Here is a 15,694-nt window from a genome sequence, read left to right on the forward strand (position 1 = left end):
AAGCATGGCGCGACCCGCCGGCAATCCCCGGAAATCGGCGCAGCCCAATGACCTTTGCGGCTACGAACCCTCGCCCGACAGGAAGCTCTGCCCGTGCCGGCCGGGCTCCAGACCGAGATGCGCGGCGACGCTTTCGCCGATGTCGCAGAAGCTCGGGCGAAGGCCGATGGAACGGCAAGTGATACCAGGGCCGAAGGCGAGGACGGGCACGATCTCGCGCGTGTGGTCCGTGCCGCGAAAGCTCGGATCGCAGCCGTGGTCGGCGGTGATGACCACGAGATCGCCCGGCCGGAGCGCGGCCTCCAATTCCGGCAGGCGGCGGTCGAAGGCTTCCAGCGCCGCCGCATAGCCCGCGACGTCGCGGCGATGGCCGTAGAGGCTGTCGAAATCGATGAAATTGGCGAAGACGAGATCGCCGTCCCCGGCATCCGCGATCGCGCCGAGCATGGCGTCGAAGAGCGCCATGTTGCCGTCGCCCTTGCGGACCTCCGATATGCCGCGATGGGCGAAGATGTCGCCGATCTTGCCGATCGCGATCACCCGCCGGCCGTCCGCCGTCGCGCGGTCGAGCAGCGTGTCCTCCGGCGGCGGCACGGCATAGTCGCGCCGGTTGGCCGTGCGGCGATAGCTCTGGGGGTCCTCGCCGACGAAGGGCCGCGCGATGACGCGCCCGATATTGAGCGGATCGACATGGCGGCGGGCGGCGAGGCAGACCTCGTAGAGCCGCTCCAGGCCGAAGGCCTCCTCATGCGCGGCGATCTGGAGAACGCTGTCGATGGACGTGTAGAAGATCGGCCGTCCCGTGCGCACGCTCGTCTCGCCGAGCTCCTCGATGATCTCGGTGCCGGAGGCGTGCCGGTTGCCGATCGTGCCGGGAATGCCGGTCTCGTCGACGATCTGGCGGATCAGCTCGGCGGGAAAGGCCGGCACGGTCTGCGGAAAGTAGCCCCAGTCGAAGAGGACCGGCACGCCCGCGATCTCCCAGTGGCCGGAGGGCGTGTCCTTGCCGCGCGAGATCTCGCTCGCCGAGCCGTAGAGGCCGATGGGTTCGGGCGAGGAAAGCCCGCTCGCGCGGTGGAGACCGAGCCGGCGAAGGTTCGGCAGGAGGAGGGGACCCTTGCGCAGGCCCTCGCGATCCGCCCGCCCGAGGGCGCAGGCGCCGAGGATGTGGCCGAACGTATCGGCGCCGCGATCTCCGAACGCCTCGGCATCGGGCGCTTCGCCGATCCCGAAGGAATCCATCACGATGAGGACGGCACGCGCCAAAGATCCCGCTCCTTCAGACCAAGCTCGCCGACCCATGGTCGCCGAGGGCTTGCGCCTCAGCAGTCGGTGCAGTCGATCCTAGTTCCATTGCGCGGGTTGAGATAGGTCGTGCCGCCCATCTGGATAGAGCCGGTGATGAAGTAGCCGGCGACGGGCGTGTAGGTATAGCTCGTCTGAGCCACGACGAGATAGCGGTCGGGAAAGCTGGAGAAATCGGTGGGCAGCTTGAAGATCGAGCCCTTGGCCAGCTTCGGCAGGCCGCCGGTCGGGTAGTCCCAGTCGACCTTCGCGATGCCCTTGTCGTCGATCTTCACCTGCGTGATGCGGGTGCGGAGCGGCGCGAGATCGTAGGGGGTCAGGATCGACTTGGCGACGTTCATGAGGCCGGCGATGCTCGCCGTGTTCGTCGTGTTCGACTGCGTGATGAGATCGTTGATCGTGGCGGCGGCATTGTCGACCTTCCGGTCGATGGTCAGCGCCATCGAAAGCTGCGAGCCGCCGAGATAGAGCGTGAGCAGGAAGGGCGTGACCATCGCGAACTCGACCGCGCCCATCGCGCGCCGGTCCCGCGCGAAACGGCGGACGAGCCGGGAGAGGTTCTGGCGGGCGGTCATCAGAAGGGCTCCGTGCGGAAGGCGGAGATCGCGTAGAGGAGGTGCGTTCCGTCCCCTTTCTCGCCGCCGTCGGCGAGGTACTTGCGCATCATGTCTGTGGTGATCGGCCATTTGTAGAAGGCGCGCACGGCCGTGATGGTCTCCTTCCCGCCCGGTGCGTAGCCGAAGCCGCTCGTGTCCAGCTTGCCGTTCGTCAGCGGCTCCGGAATGGCGGCGAAGTTGTCGTAGGTGGCGACGTCGACCGAGAGCTTGTCGCAGGCGAGCAGGAAACCGACCTTGGCGCAGATCTGCTGCTTGAACGCATCCTTGGTGAGGTTCGCCTTCTGCGCCTGGCCCGTGCGCACGGTGCGCCCCACCTGGTCCACGGCCTGATCCAGCGTCATCTCGGCGAGACAGACGATGCTGGTCTCGATCGCGGCGAAGATCATCAGGAAGAAGGGCAGCGCCAGAAGCGCGAATTCGATCGCCGCCACGCCCTTCCGGTCGCGCCGGAAGCGTCGCAGAATTCCGCGCCGCGCCGGCATCGGGGCATCCGCGGTGTCTGTGCCGGGATCGGGCATCGCATCGGAGAGATCGCTCATGGCGGCGATCCTGACGCGCGGCGATTGAGAACAGGTTCAAAGGTTCGGTAAACGTATCATCAATCGCACGGGCTCCTCCGGCCGAAGCTTCGGATGCGATTGAGACATTCCTGCTGCCTTCAACCGTCGGATGTGTCCCGCATCCTCGGTCGTCGGTCCTTACTTGGCCGCGCCGACCGCCATGGACTGCCGGGTCTGGAACTGGCCGAAGGAGGCGTCGAACGTGCCGCCGTCGTCGCCGATCGTCACCGTCGGCTCGCATTCGGGCGAGCAGGCGAAGGTCACGCGCTGCGCCTGCCGGTAGACGCGGACCGTGCCGAGCTCGTTGCTCGTCACGATGACCTGCTCGTCGACGATCGAATTTCCCCGTGCGTCGAGGACGACGAGATTGGTCACGCCGTAGGATCGGCCTGTGAGGACGAGGGTGGAGGCGTCGTGGATGGTCACGTCGACGATCGCGGGATTGCCGATGATCACGGTCTCCGCCGGCCGGTCGATCTTGAGGACGCGCGCCTGGTCGGTGGCGACCTTCAGCATGGCGTCAGAATCGAAGGCGAGGGCCTCGGAAGCCGGAACGATCGCCAGGACCAGCGCCAGTCCGGCGGCAAAGCGCTTCAAGCCAAGCATTCGAAGTCCCATCCAAGGCGCGTGTCGTTGGAAGAGGACGCTAGCGGTTCTTGGTGAACGAAGTCTTTAGATCGGTAAGCCCGCAACGCTTTCTTTACTGCAATGAGGACGGCCGGCCATTTAAGCGTTGTTTAGCGTCTTCCTTAAATCGACTGCAACGCTCGGGGCTTAGGTTCTCATCCATCCGCTCGGTGGGAACAATCCGACGGCAGCGCTCAACGCGGATCATAGGAACCGATCATGTCCAAGCTCATCGCCCGCTTCGCCAGGAACGAATCCGGCGCTACCGCCATCGAATACGGCCTGATCGCCGCGCTTATGTCCGTCGCCGTCATTGCCGCTTTCCCGACGCTGAAGACCGCTCTTTCGACGACCTTCTCGTCGATCTCCACGACGATGGGCGCGGTCAAGTAACCAATTGTCATCGAACGCCTTCGCGGCGACGGGCCGGCCCTGCGGGCCAGCGTTCGCGGCGAGGCCCGACCATCGCTTCACTCCCTTCGACATCGGATCGGCCGCCGTCTCGGACGGCTTCGCCTGCCATCGCAAAACAGAGGAACCTGTCATGACCAAGCTCATCGCTCGCTTCGCCAAGAACGAATCCGGCGCCACCGCCATCGAGTACGGCCTGATCGCCGCTCTGATGTCGGTCGCCGTCATCGCCGCCTTCCCGACGCTGAAGACCGCTCTTTCCACGACCTTCTCGTCGATCTCCTCGAATATGGCCGCCGTCAAGTAAGAGCCGGCCTCGAGAGCGCCCTGCGAAAACGGTCCCGCAGACGAATGCGGGACTGTTCCTTCAAGGCAGGGGTCGCTTTCGACACTCGGCTCGAGGCCGTCGGTCGATCGGCGCAAGGCCGGTCGCCATGCTTCACTCAAGCGGATCGAAGGACCCGACCGTGACCCACATGCTTTCTCGCTTCGGTCGCAATGAATCCGGTGCCACCGCGATCGAATACGGCTTGATCGCCGCCGTCATGTCGGTCGCGATCCTCGCCGCCTTTCCGTTGCTGCGCACGGCGATCGAAACTGCCTTCGGCGCCATTTCGACGGCGATGACGACCGCCAAATAGTCGGCCCGCCCCTCGAGACGGCCGCTCCGCCCGGATCGCGCCGCAATCCGTTCGGAAGGTGGCGACGCCTTCGGCATCCGCATTCGGAAGACCCGGAGACCTGCCCGTGACCCTCGCTCTCGTCCTGGTCGTCTTCCCGATCTGCATGGCCTATGCGGCCTTTTCCGATCTCGTGTCGATGACGATCGAGAACTGCGTCTCCACCCTGCTCGTCGTCGCCTTTCTCGCGGTCGCATGGCTCATCGGCAAGCCGCCGATCGAGATCGCGGCGCATGTCGGCGTTGCCATGGCCTGCCTCGTCGTGACCTTCGGCATGTTCGCGGCCGGCTGGATGGGCGGCGGCGATGCCAAGCTGATCGCCGCGACCGCCATCTGGTTCGGCCCGACCGCCGACCTCGGCACTTATGCCATGATGGCCTCGCTCTATGGCGGAGCGCTGACAATGGCGCTTCTCCTCGCGCGAGCCCAGATGCTGCCGGTCACGGGCATCGGCTTCGTCGATCATCTCCTCGATCGGGAGACCGGCGTCCCCTACGGCATCGCGCTCGGCGCGGCTGGCCTGACGACCTTCAGCACCGGCTCCTGGATGGGCATCGCCCTCGCGCTCGGCGCCTGACACGGGCCCGCTCCCGCACATCACCGCCGCCACCTCGTGGCGCGACGTTTCCGCCATCTCGATGCCAAGGGTTGCTGCCTTCAGGCGCCCGACCTTTCGCGAAGGTTGCGTTTTCGTCAACGCGCGGGGGAGACCGTAGGGTTTCGTTAACTATAAATTGACGGTTCCGGCCCGATAAGCGTTCCGACGGCCCGCATGGTGCGAGGCTTCGGTGCGAGGAAACCGGAATGAAGATCGCGCGTCTTGCGGTCCTTGGCGTTGCGGTCCTGGCCGCAGGTGGCGCGGCGCTCGTGGCGTCCAATCTGTCCGCTCCGGACGCGGCCGATCCGGTCATCATCACTGCGGCGCCCGCGGAGCCGCCGATCAAGCTGACCGAAGTCCTCGTCGCCAACAAGGACCTGCCGATGGGCACGTCCGTGACGGACGGGCTCGACTGGCAGAAATGGCCGCAGGACGGCGTCAGCGGCACCTTCATCCAGAAGAACCAGCGGCCCAACGCCGTCGAGGAGCTGAAGGGCTCCGTCGCGCGCCAGACCTTCTTCGCCGGCGAGCCGATCCGCGAGGACAAGCTCATCAAGACCGATCGCGGCTTCATGTCGGCGATCCTGCCGGCCGGCATGCGCGCGATCGCCGTTCAGATCACTGCCGATACGTCGGCGGGCGGCTTCATCCTGCCGAACGACCATGTCGACGTCATCATGACGCGGCGCCGCGACGGGACGGCGAGCGGCTCCGAGAAGGCCGGATTCGAGACCGAGACGGTCCTCTCCAATCTCCGCGTCCTCGCCATCGACCAGACGATCGAGGAGCAGAACGGCACCAAGGTCGTCGTCGGCTCGACCGCGACGCTGGAGGTCGATGCCGAACAGGCCGAGGCCCTCACCGCCGCCCAGCAGATGGCCGAGCGCCTCGTCCTCTCGCTTCGCTCGCTCGCCGACAGCGTTCCGGGCTCGCCCGGCTATGCGCAGTTCCTGCTCCAGGACGAGCAGCGTCCCGGCAAGATCCGCATCGTCCGCTACGGCCAGACGACCGACATCACTCCCAAGAAGTGACGATGACGATGATCGACGTGATCCGCGCCAAGCCCCGCCGCTCCGCCGCCCTCATGGCGCGCACGATACTCTCGGGCGGCCTCAGCCTTCTCGTGGCCCTGTCCCCGCTGGCGGCGACGCCGGTCGCAGCGGCAGGCGACGACATCATCGCGATCTCGAACCCGCAGCAGCGGATCTCGCTCGGGCTGAACAAGTCCAAGGTCATCGATCTGCCGCGCGACGCGCACGACATCCTCGTCTCGAACCCGAGGGTCGCCGATGCCGTGACGCGCACGGCGCGGCGCATCTACATCTTCGGCAAGCAGGTCGGCCAAACCAACATCTTCGTCTTCGACTCCGCCGGGCGCGAGATCGCGGTCCTCGATCTTCGCATCGAGCGCGACGTGGCGGGTCTGGAGTCGACGATCCGCAAATACGTGCCGGATTCGGAGGTGACGGTCGAGATCCTCAACGACAACGTCGTCCTCACCGGCTCCGTGCAGACCCCGCAGGACGCATCGAAGGTCGTCCGCCTCGCCAATGTGTACCTTACGGGCGGCGAGGCGACGACGGGCATGTACGACCAGACGCCGACCGGCGCGACCAGTGCGGGCGGCGTGTCCATCAGCACCGACACCGACGAGGCGCGTCGCAAGAGCCAGATCGTCAACCTTCTCCAGATCCAGGGCGAGGATCAGGTAACGCTGAAGGTCACGGTGGCCGAGGTGCAGCGCTCGGTCGTCAAGCAGCTCGGTTTCAACGGCACGGGATCGACGACGATCGACGGCATCGGCATCGGTACGCTGATCGACAATCCTTTTGCCCTCGGAAAAGCCGTTTCGTCGTCCGCAACCGGTGTCGCCGGCCTCATCGGCAACGGAAGCATTTCCGCCCAGTTGAATGCCATGGAACAAGCCGGCGTCATGAAGACCCTGGCCGAGCCGTCGTTGACGGCGATCTCGGGCGAACAAGCAAGCTTTCGCGTCGGCGGCGAGTTCACGCTTCCCATGGGCCAGACGTTTACACCCGGAACCGCGGAGAGCCGCCAGTTCAAAGGCTACGATGCCCAGGGCAACGCGACCTTTGAAACGATTCCTGCCACTCCCGACTCGCGCAGGATTGAAACCGAGCGCATGGATTACGGCATCGGGCTCGATTTCACGCCGGTGGTCCTGTCTCCCGGCCGTATCAGCCTGAAGTTGCGGACATCGGTGTCGGAGCCGACCTTCGAATCGCCGCTTCATATTGCCGGCGGTCGCGACGGCGGCGTGGGGGCGGTGCAGATCCGCAAGCGCCTCGCCGACACGACCGTGGAGCTTCCCTCCGGCGGCTCGCTCGTCATCGCCGGCCTCGTGCGCGACGAGCAGCGGCAGGTCATATCCGGCTATCCCGGCCTCGCCAAGGTGCCGATCCTCGGCACGCTGTTCCGCTCGCGCGATTTCCAGCGCTACGAGACCGAGCTCGTCGTCATCGTCACGCCCTATCTCGTGCGGCCCGTCGCGCGGCAGGCTCTGGCGCGGCCGGACGACAATCTGAACTTCTCCTCCGACGGCGCCTCCAACTTCCTCGGCCGCATCAACCGCGTCTACGGCACGATGGAGACCAAGCTTCCGCCCGGCCGCTACCACGGCATCGTCGGCTACATCTACAAGTGACCCGGCCGAGGAGAGACTGAAATGATCCCGTCATCCATCCCGGCCCCCGTCTCCGGCGTCGCCCGGCACCGCGCGCTTCTCGTCGGCACGGCGCTTCTCGGCGTCGCCCTCCTCGCAGGCTGCGCCAAGCGCGATTCCATCGAGGTCGGCTCGATCCCGGACGACTACAGGACGCGCCATCCGATCGTCGTGGCCGAGGCCGAAAAGACGCTCGACATCCCGATCACCTCGTCGGACGTGCATCTCTCCATCGCATCGCGCGACCGCGTCGCCGATTTCGCCCGGCGCTTCAAGCGGTCGGGCTCGGCCGCGATCCGTGTCGTGGTGCCCGGCGGCTCCGCCAACTCCGCGGCCGCGGAACTGGCCTCCGCCGATGTCCTGAAGGCGCTGCGGCACGAGGGCGTCGGGCCGACGCGCGTCCTCGTCCAGTCCTACGACGCATCGGGCATGACGGGCCCCGTGCCGATCCAGCTCGCCTATTCGACGCTGACGGCTCAGACCGACCCGTGCGGCCGCTGGCCCGACGATCTCGGCTCCACGCACGAGAACAGGAACTACTTCAACTTCGGCTGCGCTTCGCAGCAGAACCTCGCGGCCCAGATCGCCGATCCGCGCGATCTTCTGGGGCCGCGCGGGGAGGGCGAGATCGACGCCGAGCGGCGCACCACCGTTCTGGAGGACTTCCGCCAGGGCCGCGTGACCTCTTCCGATCGCCCGCGCACCGAAATCAACTACAACCCATGAGCCCGGCCATGATCGACAGGAACGCCGCCTCGCTCGACGGGGATACCGAGGACGGGGGCCGCGACGAGACCGCCGCGGCCATGGAAGCCGTGCGCCCGATCCCGCGCATCTCGATCCAGGCCTTTTGCGAAAGCGAGCCGGTGGCCCGGCAGATCGAGCGCGCGGGCGAGGACCGGCGCATGGCCAAGGCCCATGTGCGCGTCCACATGGGCGGCATCCGCGCGGCAGTCGAGCACTATTCCGGCGCTCCGACGCCCAATCTCGTTATCCTGGAGTCGCGCGCCGGCGCCGAGGAGCTCGTCGGCGAGCTCGAAAGCCTCGCCGATGTCTGCGATCCCGGCTCCAAGGTCGTCATCATCGGCCATCACAACGACATCACGCTCTATCGCGATCTCATCCGCAACGGCATTTCCGAGTATCTGATCGCCCCGATCGCGATGCCCGACCTCATGGGCGTCATCGCGACGCTCTTCATGTCGCCCGATGCCGCCCCGCTCGGCCGCACGCTCGCCTTCGTCGGCGCCAAGGGCGGCGTCGGCTCCTCCACGATCGCCCACAACGTCGCCTGGTCGATCTCCAAGCTCTTCAATTCCGACGTCCTCCTCGCCGATCTCGATCTGCCCTTCGGCACCGCCAACATCAATTTCGACCAGGACCCCGCGCAGGGCATCGCCGAGGCGGTCTTCTCGGCCGATCGCATGGACGACGTCTTTCTCGACCGTCTCCTGTCGAAATGCGCCGACCATCTCTCGCTTCTCGCCGCGCCCTCCATCCTCGACCGGACCTACGACTTCGCCGCCGACGCCTTCACCGCCGTCATCGAGACCGCCCAGCGCTCGACGCCGATCGTGACGCTCGACGTGCCCCATGTCTGGAACGACTGGACGCGCACCGTCCTGTCGCGCGCCGACGACATCGTCGTCACCGCGACGCCGGACCTGGCCAATCTGCGCAATGCCAAGAACCTCGTGGACACGCTGCGGCGCGCCCGCCCCAACGACCGTCCGCCGCGCCTCGTCCTCAACCAGCTGGGCATGCCGAAACGTCCCGAGATCAGCGCGGCGGAGTTCGCCGATCCGCTGGAACTGGTGCCCATCGCCGAGATCGCCTTCGATCCCGGCGTGTTCGGCGCGGCCGCCAACAACGGCCGCATGATCGCCGAGACCGATGCCAAGCATGCCAGCGTCGAGGCCTTCCACCAGATCGCCTACGCCCTGACCGGCCGCTCCGAGCCCCGGCGCGCCAAGCGCGGCGCCTCCGGGCTCTTCGAGCGGTTCCGCCGCAAGTAGCCTGTCCCGCCGGCTCCATCGAGCCTTGAGCGGCATCGACCGTCGAACGAAGGGTTGTGAGTAGCGATGTTCGGAAAACGTGGAAACGGCGGAGCCGGCGAGGGCGGCGCGAAGGTGATGGAGCGCCCCGCGCCCACGCCGGCTGCGCCCGTCGCAGCCACCGGCCTCCGCGCGCCCGCCCCCGCGGCGCCCGTCGCGGCCGACCCGCGCCCGGCCTCTCCCGCCCCGGCCGCCGGCGGCAATGCCGTGCGCGAGCGCGGCGCCTCCTTCTACGAGACGAAGACGCAGGTCTTCGCGGCCCTCATCGACACGATCGATCTCTCCCAGCTCGCCCGGCTGGACGCCGAGAGCGCGCGCGAGGAGATCCGCGACATCGTGAACGACATCATCGCGATCAAGAACTTCGCGATGACCATCGCCGAGCAGGAGGACCTCCTCGCCGACATCTGCAACGACGTTCTCGGCTACGGCCCTCTGGAGCCGCTTCTGGCGCGCGACGACATCGCCGACATCATGGTCAACGGCGCCCGCCAGACCTTCATCGAGGTCGCCGGCAAGGTGCTGGAGACCAATGTCCGCTTCCGCGACAACCAGCAGCTCCTCAACATCTGTCAGCGCATCGTCAGCCAGGTCGGGCGCCGCGTCGACGAGACCTCGCCGATCTGCGACGCGCGCCTTCCCGACGGCAGCCGCGTCAACGTCATCGCCCCGCCGCTCGCCATCGACGGCGCCGTCCTCACGATCCGCAAGTTCAAGAAGGACAAGCTGACGCTCGACCAGCTCGTGAAGTTCGGGGCGATCTCGCCGCAAGGCGCGACGATCCTCGAGATCATCGGGCGCGTCCGGTGCAACATCGTCATTTCCGGCGGCACGGGCTCCGGCAAGACGACGCTCCTCAACTGCCTGACCCACTACATCGACAAGGACGAGCGCATCATCACCTGCGAGGACTCCGCCGAGCTCCAGCTGCAGCAGCCCCATGTCGTGCGTCTCGAAACGCGCCCGCCCAATATCGAGGGCGAGGGCGAGGTGACGATGCGCGATCTCGTCAAGAACTGCCTGCGCATGCGGCCCGAGCGCATCATCGTCGGCGAGGTCCGCGGCCCGGAGGTCTTCGATCTCCTCCAGGCCATGAACACGGGCCACGACGGCTCGATGGGCACGATCCACTCCAACTCGCCGCGCGAATGCCTGAACCGCATCGAGTCCATGATCGCCATGGGCGGGTTCACGCTGCCCGCGCGCACGGTCAAGGAGATCATCGTCGGCTCCATCGACGTCATCATCCAGGCCGCGCGCCTTCGCGACGGCTCGCGCCGCATCACGCACATCACCGAGGTGATGGGCATGGAAGGCGACGTGATCACCACGCAGGATCTCTTCGTCTACGACATCCTCGGCGAGGACGCGAACGGCATGCTGGTCGGCAAGCACCGCTCCACGGGCATCGGCCGCCCCGCCTTCTGGGATCGCGCGCGCTACTACAACGAGGAGCAGCGTCTGGCGAAGGCCCTCGACGAGGCCGATGTGACCAAGAGGATCTGACCCCACCATGTCCGGGCTGCCGCTGATCCTCTTCGTGGTTCTGTCGACCCTCTCCTGCGGGGCGCTCGCCTACGTCCTGCTTCAGCCGCGCATCGCCTCCGAGCGCAATGCCGAGGCGCGGCTGAACCAGTTCAAGCGGGCCGAGACGGACGGCTCGTCGAAGCGCATCGCGCGGGACCGGCTGCAGGAGGCGGCCAAGCGCCGCAAGACGATCCAGACCTCGCTGAAGGAGATCGAGGAGAAGCAGAAGGAGCGCTCGCGCCACACCGCCAAGCCTTCGCTGAAGCGGCGCATGGAGCAGGCGGGCCTGACCATCAGCGACCGGCAGTTCGTCCTCGGCAGCTCAGCGCTCGGCCTCGTGGCGCTGCTCGTCGCCCTGATGGTCGGCCAGCCGCTGTGGATCGCCGGCAGCATCGGCCTCATGTTCGGCTATGCCATGCCGCGGATGACGGTGAACCATCTGCGCAAGAAGCGGCAGGCGAAGTTCATCGACGAGCTGCCGAACGCGATCGACCTCATCGTGCGCGGCGTGAAATCCGGCCTGCCCGTCAACGACACGATCCGAATGATCTCCACGGAAGCCGCCGAACCCGTGAAGTCCGAGTTCCGCAAGGTCGTGGAGGCCCAGCAGGTCGGCCTCTCCATGTCCGAGGCGGTGGAACGGCTCTACGAGAACATGCCGATTCCGGAGGTCAATTTCTTCTCCATCGTCGTCAGCATCCAGTCCCAGGCCGGCGGCAACCTGTCGGAGGCGCTCGGCAATCTCAGCCGCGTCCTGCGCGACCGCAAGCGCATGAAGGGGAAGATCCAGGCCATGTCGATGGAGGCCAAGGCCTCCGGCGGCATCATCGGCGCGCTTCCCATCGTCGTCGGCACGCTCGTCTACATCACCACCCCCGACTATATCGGCCTCCTCTTCACCCAGCCGGTCGGCAATCTTCTTCTCGGCGCCTCGGCGATCTGGATGGTGATCGGCATCGTCGTGATGCGGCAGATGATCAACTTCGACTTCTAGAGTTTGTCAGGGATAAGTGGGAACCGGTTATCCCGAAAAGACAAACGACAACAAAGGAATCTGGAGTCCGTCTGGTTCGGTATGAACCTGACGGACTCTAGGCCGACCCGCCGCCCGCATCCGGCGAAAGCCCGCCATCGAAAGCCTCCCGGCATGGAACGCATCCTGGAATCCTACGGTCTCTCCGGCGAGTTCGTGCTCAGCGTCTTCGTCGCCATCGCGGTCTTCACCACCTTCGTCTCGGTGGCGATGCCCATGCTGTCCGGCAACGAGCTGAAGACGCGGATGAAGGCCGTGGCGCTGGAGCGCGACGAGGTGCGGGCCCGCGAGCGCGCGAGGCTCAGCACGGAAAAGGAGCGCTCGCGCCGGGGGCAGGTCCGGCAGGTCGATGCCAAGGGCCTCGCCGGCGCGGTGGTCGAGAAGCTGAATCTCAAGAACGCGCTGGTGGACGAGAAGACCGTCGCCAAGCTTCGCGTCGCCGGCCTGCGCGGCCAGCAGCCGCTGACGCTCTTCCTCTTCGCGCGCGTCGCGACGCCGCTCGTGCTCTTCGCCTTGGCTTTGTCCTACATCTTCTTCTTCGACGTCCTTGCCGAGAGCAGCACGATGGTGCGGCTCGTGGTCTGCCTCTTCGCGGCCTATATCGGCTTCTACCTGCCGAACATCTACGTGACCAACAAGGCGGCCTCCCGCAAGCTCTCCATCCAGCGGGCCTGGCCGGACGCACTGGATCTTCTCCTCATCTGCGTGGAATCGGGCAGCGCCATCGAGGCCGCGTTCCGCCGCGTCTCCGACGAGATCGGCATCCAGTCGGTGCCGCTGGCCGAGGAACTCGTCCTCCTCTGCGCCGAGCTCGCCTATCTGACCGACCGCAAGACCGCCTACGACAATCTGACGGCGCGCACCGACATGGAGGGTGTTCGCGCGGTCTGCACCGCGCTCATCCAGGCCGAGCGCTACGGCACGCCTCTCGGCACGGCGCTGCGCACGCTATCGCAGGAAAGTCGCGACGCCCGCATGAACATCGCGGAGAAGAAGGCCGCTGGCCTGCCGCCCAAGCTCACCGTTCCGATGATCATCTTCTTCCTGCCGGTCCTCTTCGCCGTCATCATCGGCCCCGCCGTCATCCAGATCATGGCGCGGTAGCCACCTCAAAGGCGCCGAGCGCAGGCGGGCGACATGCAAACGGGGAGGCCCTCTGGGAGCCTCCCCGTTTGCATGTCGCAGGATATCCAGGCCTTCGGTCAGCTCTTCGGCGCCTCGCCCTTGTCCTTCAGCATCGACCAGGTGTTCTGCTGGGCCAGCATCTTGCGCAGATAGGCGACGTTGGCCGTGGCATCTTCGGGGCTCAGCTCGGCGGAGGCGATCCTCTCGGCCTCGTCGAAACGGCCCTGGAGCCCGACGACGAGCGCCAGATTCTGCCGCACGCGGCTGTCGGCGCCGGGCTGCGAGACGGCGCGCGACAGATAGGTCTCGGCCGAGGGAAGGTCGTTGGCGAGAATGTAGGACATGCCGAGATTGGAGAGGACGCTCGGCTCGTTCGGCTGGAGGTCGAGCGCCTTGCGGTAGAGATCGCGAGCCTGGTCGGGGCGGCCGAGCTGGTCGAGGATCGCGCCCTCGGCGGAGAAGAGGCGCCAGTCCGGCGAATCCTGCGTCTGCGCGCGGCGCACGGTCTCGAGCGCCTTCTCGAGGTCGCCCGCGGCGGCCAGCGCCTTGCCGTAGGCGGAGAGCACGTCGCGATCCTTCGGATGGGCGATGGCGACCTGCTGCATCACGGCGAGCGACTGGTCGTTGCGCCCGGTCATCTGCAGCGCGGTTGCGAAGGCGACGCCCGTCTGCTTGTCCTTCGGGTTCCGCTCGTAGGCCGCGCCGTAGGTCCGCACGGCCCCGTCGAGCTGGCTGGCGGTCATCTTGTCGAGCGAGCGCGCAAGGCCGGGCCGCTGGATCGAGCCGGTCGTCTCGCGCGAGGTCTGCGAGCAACCGGACAAGGCGATGGCCGAGCCCGCCGCTGCCATGAGAAGGGCGGCTCGCAGCGTCCAAGCCTGTCCGCGGTCCTCAGTTCCCATGCCGATCCCTTCCCGAGGCTCGATGTCCCGCCGAGATCGCGTCGCAGGCCCGTCTTGACCGAAGGCGACAATATCTCGTTAACCAGAGCGAGCGTTGATACCGGTCCGCGAGCGGACCTCAGAAAGCGATGAACACCATGAACCTTGCCCCGAACGCGCCAACCGATGCCGCAGCGCTTCCCGTCTGGACGATCGGGCGCGAGGGGCTCGACAAACTGCCCGAGCCGGCGCGGGCCTGGGCGGCCGCCACGCGCTTCAAGGCCGGGGCGGGCGAGGTGCTTCTCGTGCCGGGCGAGGGGGCGAGCCTTGCCGGCGCCGTGCTCGGCCTCGGCGCCGAGGCGGACGCGCCCGCCCGGTCGCTGCTCGCCGGCGCGCTCGGCCGCAGCCTTCCCGAGGGCGACTGGCGCCTCGAAGGGCCGGACGCCCTCGACGCCGATCTCGCCGCGCTCGCCTACCGGATCGGCGCCTACCGCTTCGAGCGCTACCGCGCCAATCCCGATGGCGAGCCCCGCGCGCGCCTTCTCTTTCCCGCCGAGGTCGAGGCCCGCGCCGGGCGCCTCGCGGCCTCCGTCGCGCTCGCGCGCGATCTCATCAACACGCCCGCCAACGACATGCTGCCGGATGCGATCGAGGCCGCCGTGCGCGCGGTCGGGACCGAGTTCTCCGCGACCGTCACGTCCATCGTCGGCGACGATCTCCTGGCGCAGAACTTTCCGATGATCCATGCGGTCGGCCGGGCAAGCTCCGTCGCGCCGCGCCTGATCGAGCTTCTCTGGGGCCGCGAGGACGCGCCGCGCGTGACGCTGGTCGGCAAGGGCGTCGCCTTCGACACGGGCGGGCTCGACATCAAGCCCGCCTCCGGCATGCTCCTGATGAAGAAGGACATGGGCGGCGCCGCCAACGTGCTCGGCCTTGCCCGCGCCATCATGGATGCCGGCCTGCACGTGCGGCTTCGCGTGCTCGTGCCGTCCGTCGAGAACGCCATTTCCGCCAGCGCCTTCCGCCCCGGCGACATTCTGAAGAGCCGCAAGGGCCGGACGGTCGAGATCGGCAACACGGATGCGGAAGGCCGCCTCATCCTCGCCGACGCGCTGGCGCTGGCCGACGAGGAGGCGCCCGAGCTCCTGATCGACATGGCGACGCTGACGGGCGCCGCCCGCGTCGCGCTCGGGCCGGACCTGCCGCCCTTCTTCACCGCGGACGAGGCCTTCGCCGCCGATCTCGCCGCGGCCTCCGCGGCCGTCGCCGATCCGCTCTGGCGCCTGCCGCTCCACAAGCCCTATGCGCGCTCGCTCGCCTCCAAGATCGCCGACATCAACAACGTCACGCCCGACGGCTTCGCCGGCGCGATCACGGCCGCGCTCTTCCTCGAAGGCTTCGTGGAGAAGGCGGCGAGCTGGACCCATCTCGACGTCTACGGCTGGCGCCCACAGGCCTCCCATCTCGGCCCCGTCGGCGGCGAGGCGCAAGGGTTGCGCGCGCTCTTCCAGGTGATCGAGGGCCGATACCCACATGCAGGGTGAAATCTCAACGAAGCTCGGCTATGAAAGAGAACGGGTCCGAAACGACGGCGGT

Annotated in this window: 17 protein-coding genes; 12 read left to right on the forward strand and 5 right to left on the reverse strand. The window is 67.1% G+C overall.

The genetic code is table 11. The features are described 5' to 3' along the window. Window positions 1-60: 60 nt before the first annotated feature. From ASG62_RS19765 to ASG62_RS19780, 4 genes are all read right to left on the reverse strand, one after another. On the reverse strand, window positions 61-1,266 hold the full coding sequence (locus ASG62_RS19765) for a phosphopentomutase (protein ID WP_056696663.1): 1,206 nt from the start codon (window positions 1,264-1,266) through the stop codon (window positions 61-63). Window positions 1,267-1,322: 56 nt separating this feature from the next. Continuing rightward, on the reverse strand, window positions 1,323-1,880 hold the full coding sequence (locus ASG62_RS19770; protein ID WP_056696661.1) for a TadE/TadG family type IV pilus assembly protein: 558 nt from the start codon (window positions 1,878-1,880) through the stop codon (window positions 1,323-1,325). Continuing rightward, on the reverse strand, window positions 1,880-2,461 hold the full coding sequence (locus tag ASG62_RS19775) for a TadE/TadG family type IV pilus assembly protein (RefSeq protein ID WP_056696660.1): 582 nt from the start codon (window positions 2,459-2,461) through the stop codon (window positions 1,880-1,882). Before ASG62_RS19775 ends, ASG62_RS19770 begins: the two co-directional genes overlap by 1 nt. A gap of 159 nt (window positions 2,462-2,620) precedes the next feature. Then, the gene (locus ASG62_RS19780) at window positions 2,621-3,088 is read right to left on the reverse strand and encodes a pilus assembly protein N-terminal domain-containing protein (RefSeq protein WP_156382268.1); all 468 of its coding nucleotides are present in this window, start codon (window positions 3,086-3,088) and stop codon (window positions 2,621-2,623) included. A gap of 240 nt (window positions 3,089-3,328) precedes the next feature. Between ASG62_RS19780 and ASG62_RS25925 the strand changes: the two genes are divergently transcribed. The 11 genes from ASG62_RS25925 to ASG62_RS19830 all read left to right on the forward strand — a co-directional run bounded on the left by ASG62_RS25925 (window position 3,329) and on the right by ASG62_RS19830 (window position 13,199). Continuing rightward, window positions 3,329-3,502 (forward strand): Flp family type IVb pilin, encoded by a 174-nt coding sequence (locus ASG62_RS25925; protein ID WP_082537346.1) that lies wholly within the window; start codon window positions 3,329-3,331, stop codon window positions 3,500-3,502. A gap of 151 nt (window positions 3,503-3,653) precedes the next feature. Beyond that, window positions 3,654-3,827, forward strand: coding sequence for a Flp family type IVb pilin (locus ASG62_RS25930; protein WP_082537364.1), 174 nt, complete (start codon window positions 3,654-3,656; stop codon window positions 3,825-3,827). Between the two features lie 160 nt (window positions 3,828-3,987). Next, window positions 3,988-4,161 carry a Flp family type IVb pilin gene (locus tag ASG62_RS19790; RefSeq protein WP_082537363.1) on the forward strand — a complete coding sequence of 58 codons (174 nt, stop codon included), beginning with the start codon at window positions 3,988-3,990 and terminating at the stop codon, window positions 4,159-4,161. 106 nt (window positions 4,162-4,267) lie between these two features. After that, entirely contained in the window at window positions 4,268-4,777 is a 510-nt protein-coding gene (locus tag ASG62_RS19795; protein ID WP_156382269.1) for a prepilin peptidase, read from the forward strand. A 227-nt stretch (window positions 4,778-5,004) separates the two neighbouring features. Continuing rightward, window positions 5,005-5,829 (forward strand): Flp pilus assembly protein CpaB, encoded by an 825-nt coding sequence (cpaB, locus tag ASG62_RS19800; protein WP_056696654.1) that lies wholly within the window; start codon window positions 5,005-5,007, stop codon window positions 5,827-5,829. An 8-nt stretch (window positions 5,830-5,837) separates the two neighbouring features. Further along, window positions 5,838-7,463, forward strand: a complete 1,626-nt coding sequence (locus ASG62_RS19805; protein ID WP_082537362.1) for a type II and III secretion system protein family protein — start codon at window positions 5,838-5,840, stop codon at window positions 7,461-7,463. A 21-nt stretch (window positions 7,464-7,484) separates the two neighbouring features. Next, window positions 7,485-8,207: a CpaD family pilus assembly protein gene (locus ASG62_RS19810; protein WP_082537345.1), complete on the forward strand. Its 723-nt coding sequence runs from the start codon at window positions 7,485-7,487 to the stop codon at window positions 8,205-8,207. Window positions 8,208-8,287: 80 nt separating this feature from the next. Beyond that, window positions 8,288-9,496, forward strand: a complete 1,209-nt coding sequence (locus tag ASG62_RS19815) for an AAA family ATPase (RefSeq protein ID WP_244487632.1) — start codon at window positions 8,288-8,290, stop codon at window positions 9,494-9,496. 66 nt (window positions 9,497-9,562) lie between these two features. Further along, on the forward strand, window positions 9,563-11,041 hold the full coding sequence (locus ASG62_RS19820; RefSeq protein WP_056696652.1) for a CpaF family protein: 1,479 nt from the start codon (window positions 9,563-9,565) through the stop codon (window positions 11,039-11,041). A gap of 7 nt (window positions 11,042-11,048) precedes the next feature. Continuing rightward, window positions 11,049-12,056, forward strand: coding sequence for a type II secretion system F family protein (locus ASG62_RS19825; RefSeq protein WP_056696650.1), 1,008 nt, complete (start codon window positions 11,049-11,051; stop codon window positions 12,054-12,056). A gap of 153 nt (window positions 12,057-12,209) precedes the next feature. Beyond that, on the forward strand, window positions 12,210-13,199 hold the full coding sequence (locus ASG62_RS19830; protein ID WP_056696648.1) for a type II secretion system F family protein: 990 nt from the start codon (window positions 12,210-12,212) through the stop codon (window positions 13,197-13,199). 98 nt (window positions 13,200-13,297) lie between these two features. On the opposite strand, the gene ASG62_RS19835 is transcribed toward ASG62_RS19830, so the two are convergent. Next, window positions 13,298-14,119, reverse strand: coding sequence for a tetratricopeptide repeat protein (locus tag ASG62_RS19835; RefSeq protein WP_056696647.1), 822 nt, complete (start codon window positions 14,117-14,119; stop codon window positions 13,298-13,300). A 137-nt stretch (window positions 14,120-14,256) separates the two neighbouring features. Between ASG62_RS19835 and ASG62_RS19840 the strand changes: the two genes are divergently transcribed. Next, window positions 14,257-15,642 carry a leucyl aminopeptidase family protein gene (locus ASG62_RS19840; RefSeq protein WP_056696816.1) on the forward strand — a complete coding sequence of 462 codons (1,386 nt, stop codon included), beginning with the start codon at window positions 14,257-14,259 and terminating at the stop codon, window positions 15,640-15,642. Window positions 15,643-15,694: the final 52 nt, after the last annotated feature.

The organism is Aureimonas sp. Leaf427, from assembly GCF_001425485.1.
GTDB lineage: Bacteria > Pseudomonadota > Alphaproteobacteria > Rhizobiales > Rhizobiaceae > Plantimonas.

What these genes read in the sequence shown, in the direction of transcription:
- ASG62_RS19825 (WP_056696650.1), top strand. Translation starts at nt 11,049, where the DNA reads ATGTCCGGGCTGCCGCTGATCCTCTTCGTGGTTCTGTCGACCCTCTCC.
- ASG62_RS19780 (WP_156382268.1), bottom strand. Translation starts at nt 3,088, where the DNA reads ATGCTTGGCTTGAAGCGCTTTGCCGCCGGACTGGCGCTGGTCCTGGCG.
- ASG62_RS19830 (WP_056696648.1), top strand. Translation starts at nt 12,210, where the DNA reads ATGGAACGCATCCTGGAATCCTACGGTCTCTCCGGCGAGTTCGTGCTC.
- cpaB (WP_056696654.1), top strand. Translation starts at nt 5,005, where the DNA reads ATGAAGATCGCGCGTCTTGCGGTCCTTGGCGTTGCGGTCCTGGCCGCA.
- ASG62_RS19810 (WP_082537345.1), top strand. Translation starts at nt 7,485, where the DNA reads ATGATCCCGTCATCCATCCCGGCCCCCGTCTCCGGCGTCGCCCGGCAC.
- ASG62_RS19770 (WP_056696661.1), bottom strand. Translation starts at nt 1,880, where the DNA reads ATGACCGCCCGCCAGAACCTCTCCCGGCTCGTCCGCCGTTTCGCGCGG.
- ASG62_RS19805 (WP_082537362.1), top strand. Translation starts at nt 5,838, where the DNA reads ATGATCGACGTGATCCGCGCCAAGCCCCGCCGCTCCGCCGCCCTCATG.
- ASG62_RS19820 (WP_056696652.1), top strand. Translation starts at nt 9,563, where the DNA reads ATGTTCGGAAAACGTGGAAACGGCGGAGCCGGCGAGGGCGGCGCGAAG.
- ASG62_RS19775 (WP_056696660.1), bottom strand. Translation starts at nt 2,461, where the DNA reads ATGAGCGATCTCTCCGATGCGATGCCCGATCCCGGCACAGACACCGCG.
- ASG62_RS19815 (WP_244487632.1), top strand. Translation starts at nt 8,288, where the DNA reads ATGGAAGCCGTGCGCCCGATCCCGCGCATCTCGATCCAGGCCTTTTGC.
- ASG62_RS19840 (WP_056696816.1), top strand. Translation starts at nt 14,257, where the DNA reads ATGAACCTTGCCCCGAACGCGCCAACCGATGCCGCAGCGCTTCCCGTC.
- ASG62_RS25930 (WP_082537364.1), top strand. Translation starts at nt 3,654, where the DNA reads ATGACCAAGCTCATCGCTCGCTTCGCCAAGAACGAATCCGGCGCCACC.
- ASG62_RS25925 (WP_082537346.1), top strand. Translation starts at nt 3,329, where the DNA reads ATGTCCAAGCTCATCGCCCGCTTCGCCAGGAACGAATCCGGCGCTACC.
- ASG62_RS19835 (WP_056696647.1), bottom strand. Translation starts at nt 14,119, where the DNA reads ATGGGAACTGAGGACCGCGGACAGGCTTGGACGCTGCGAGCCGCCCTT.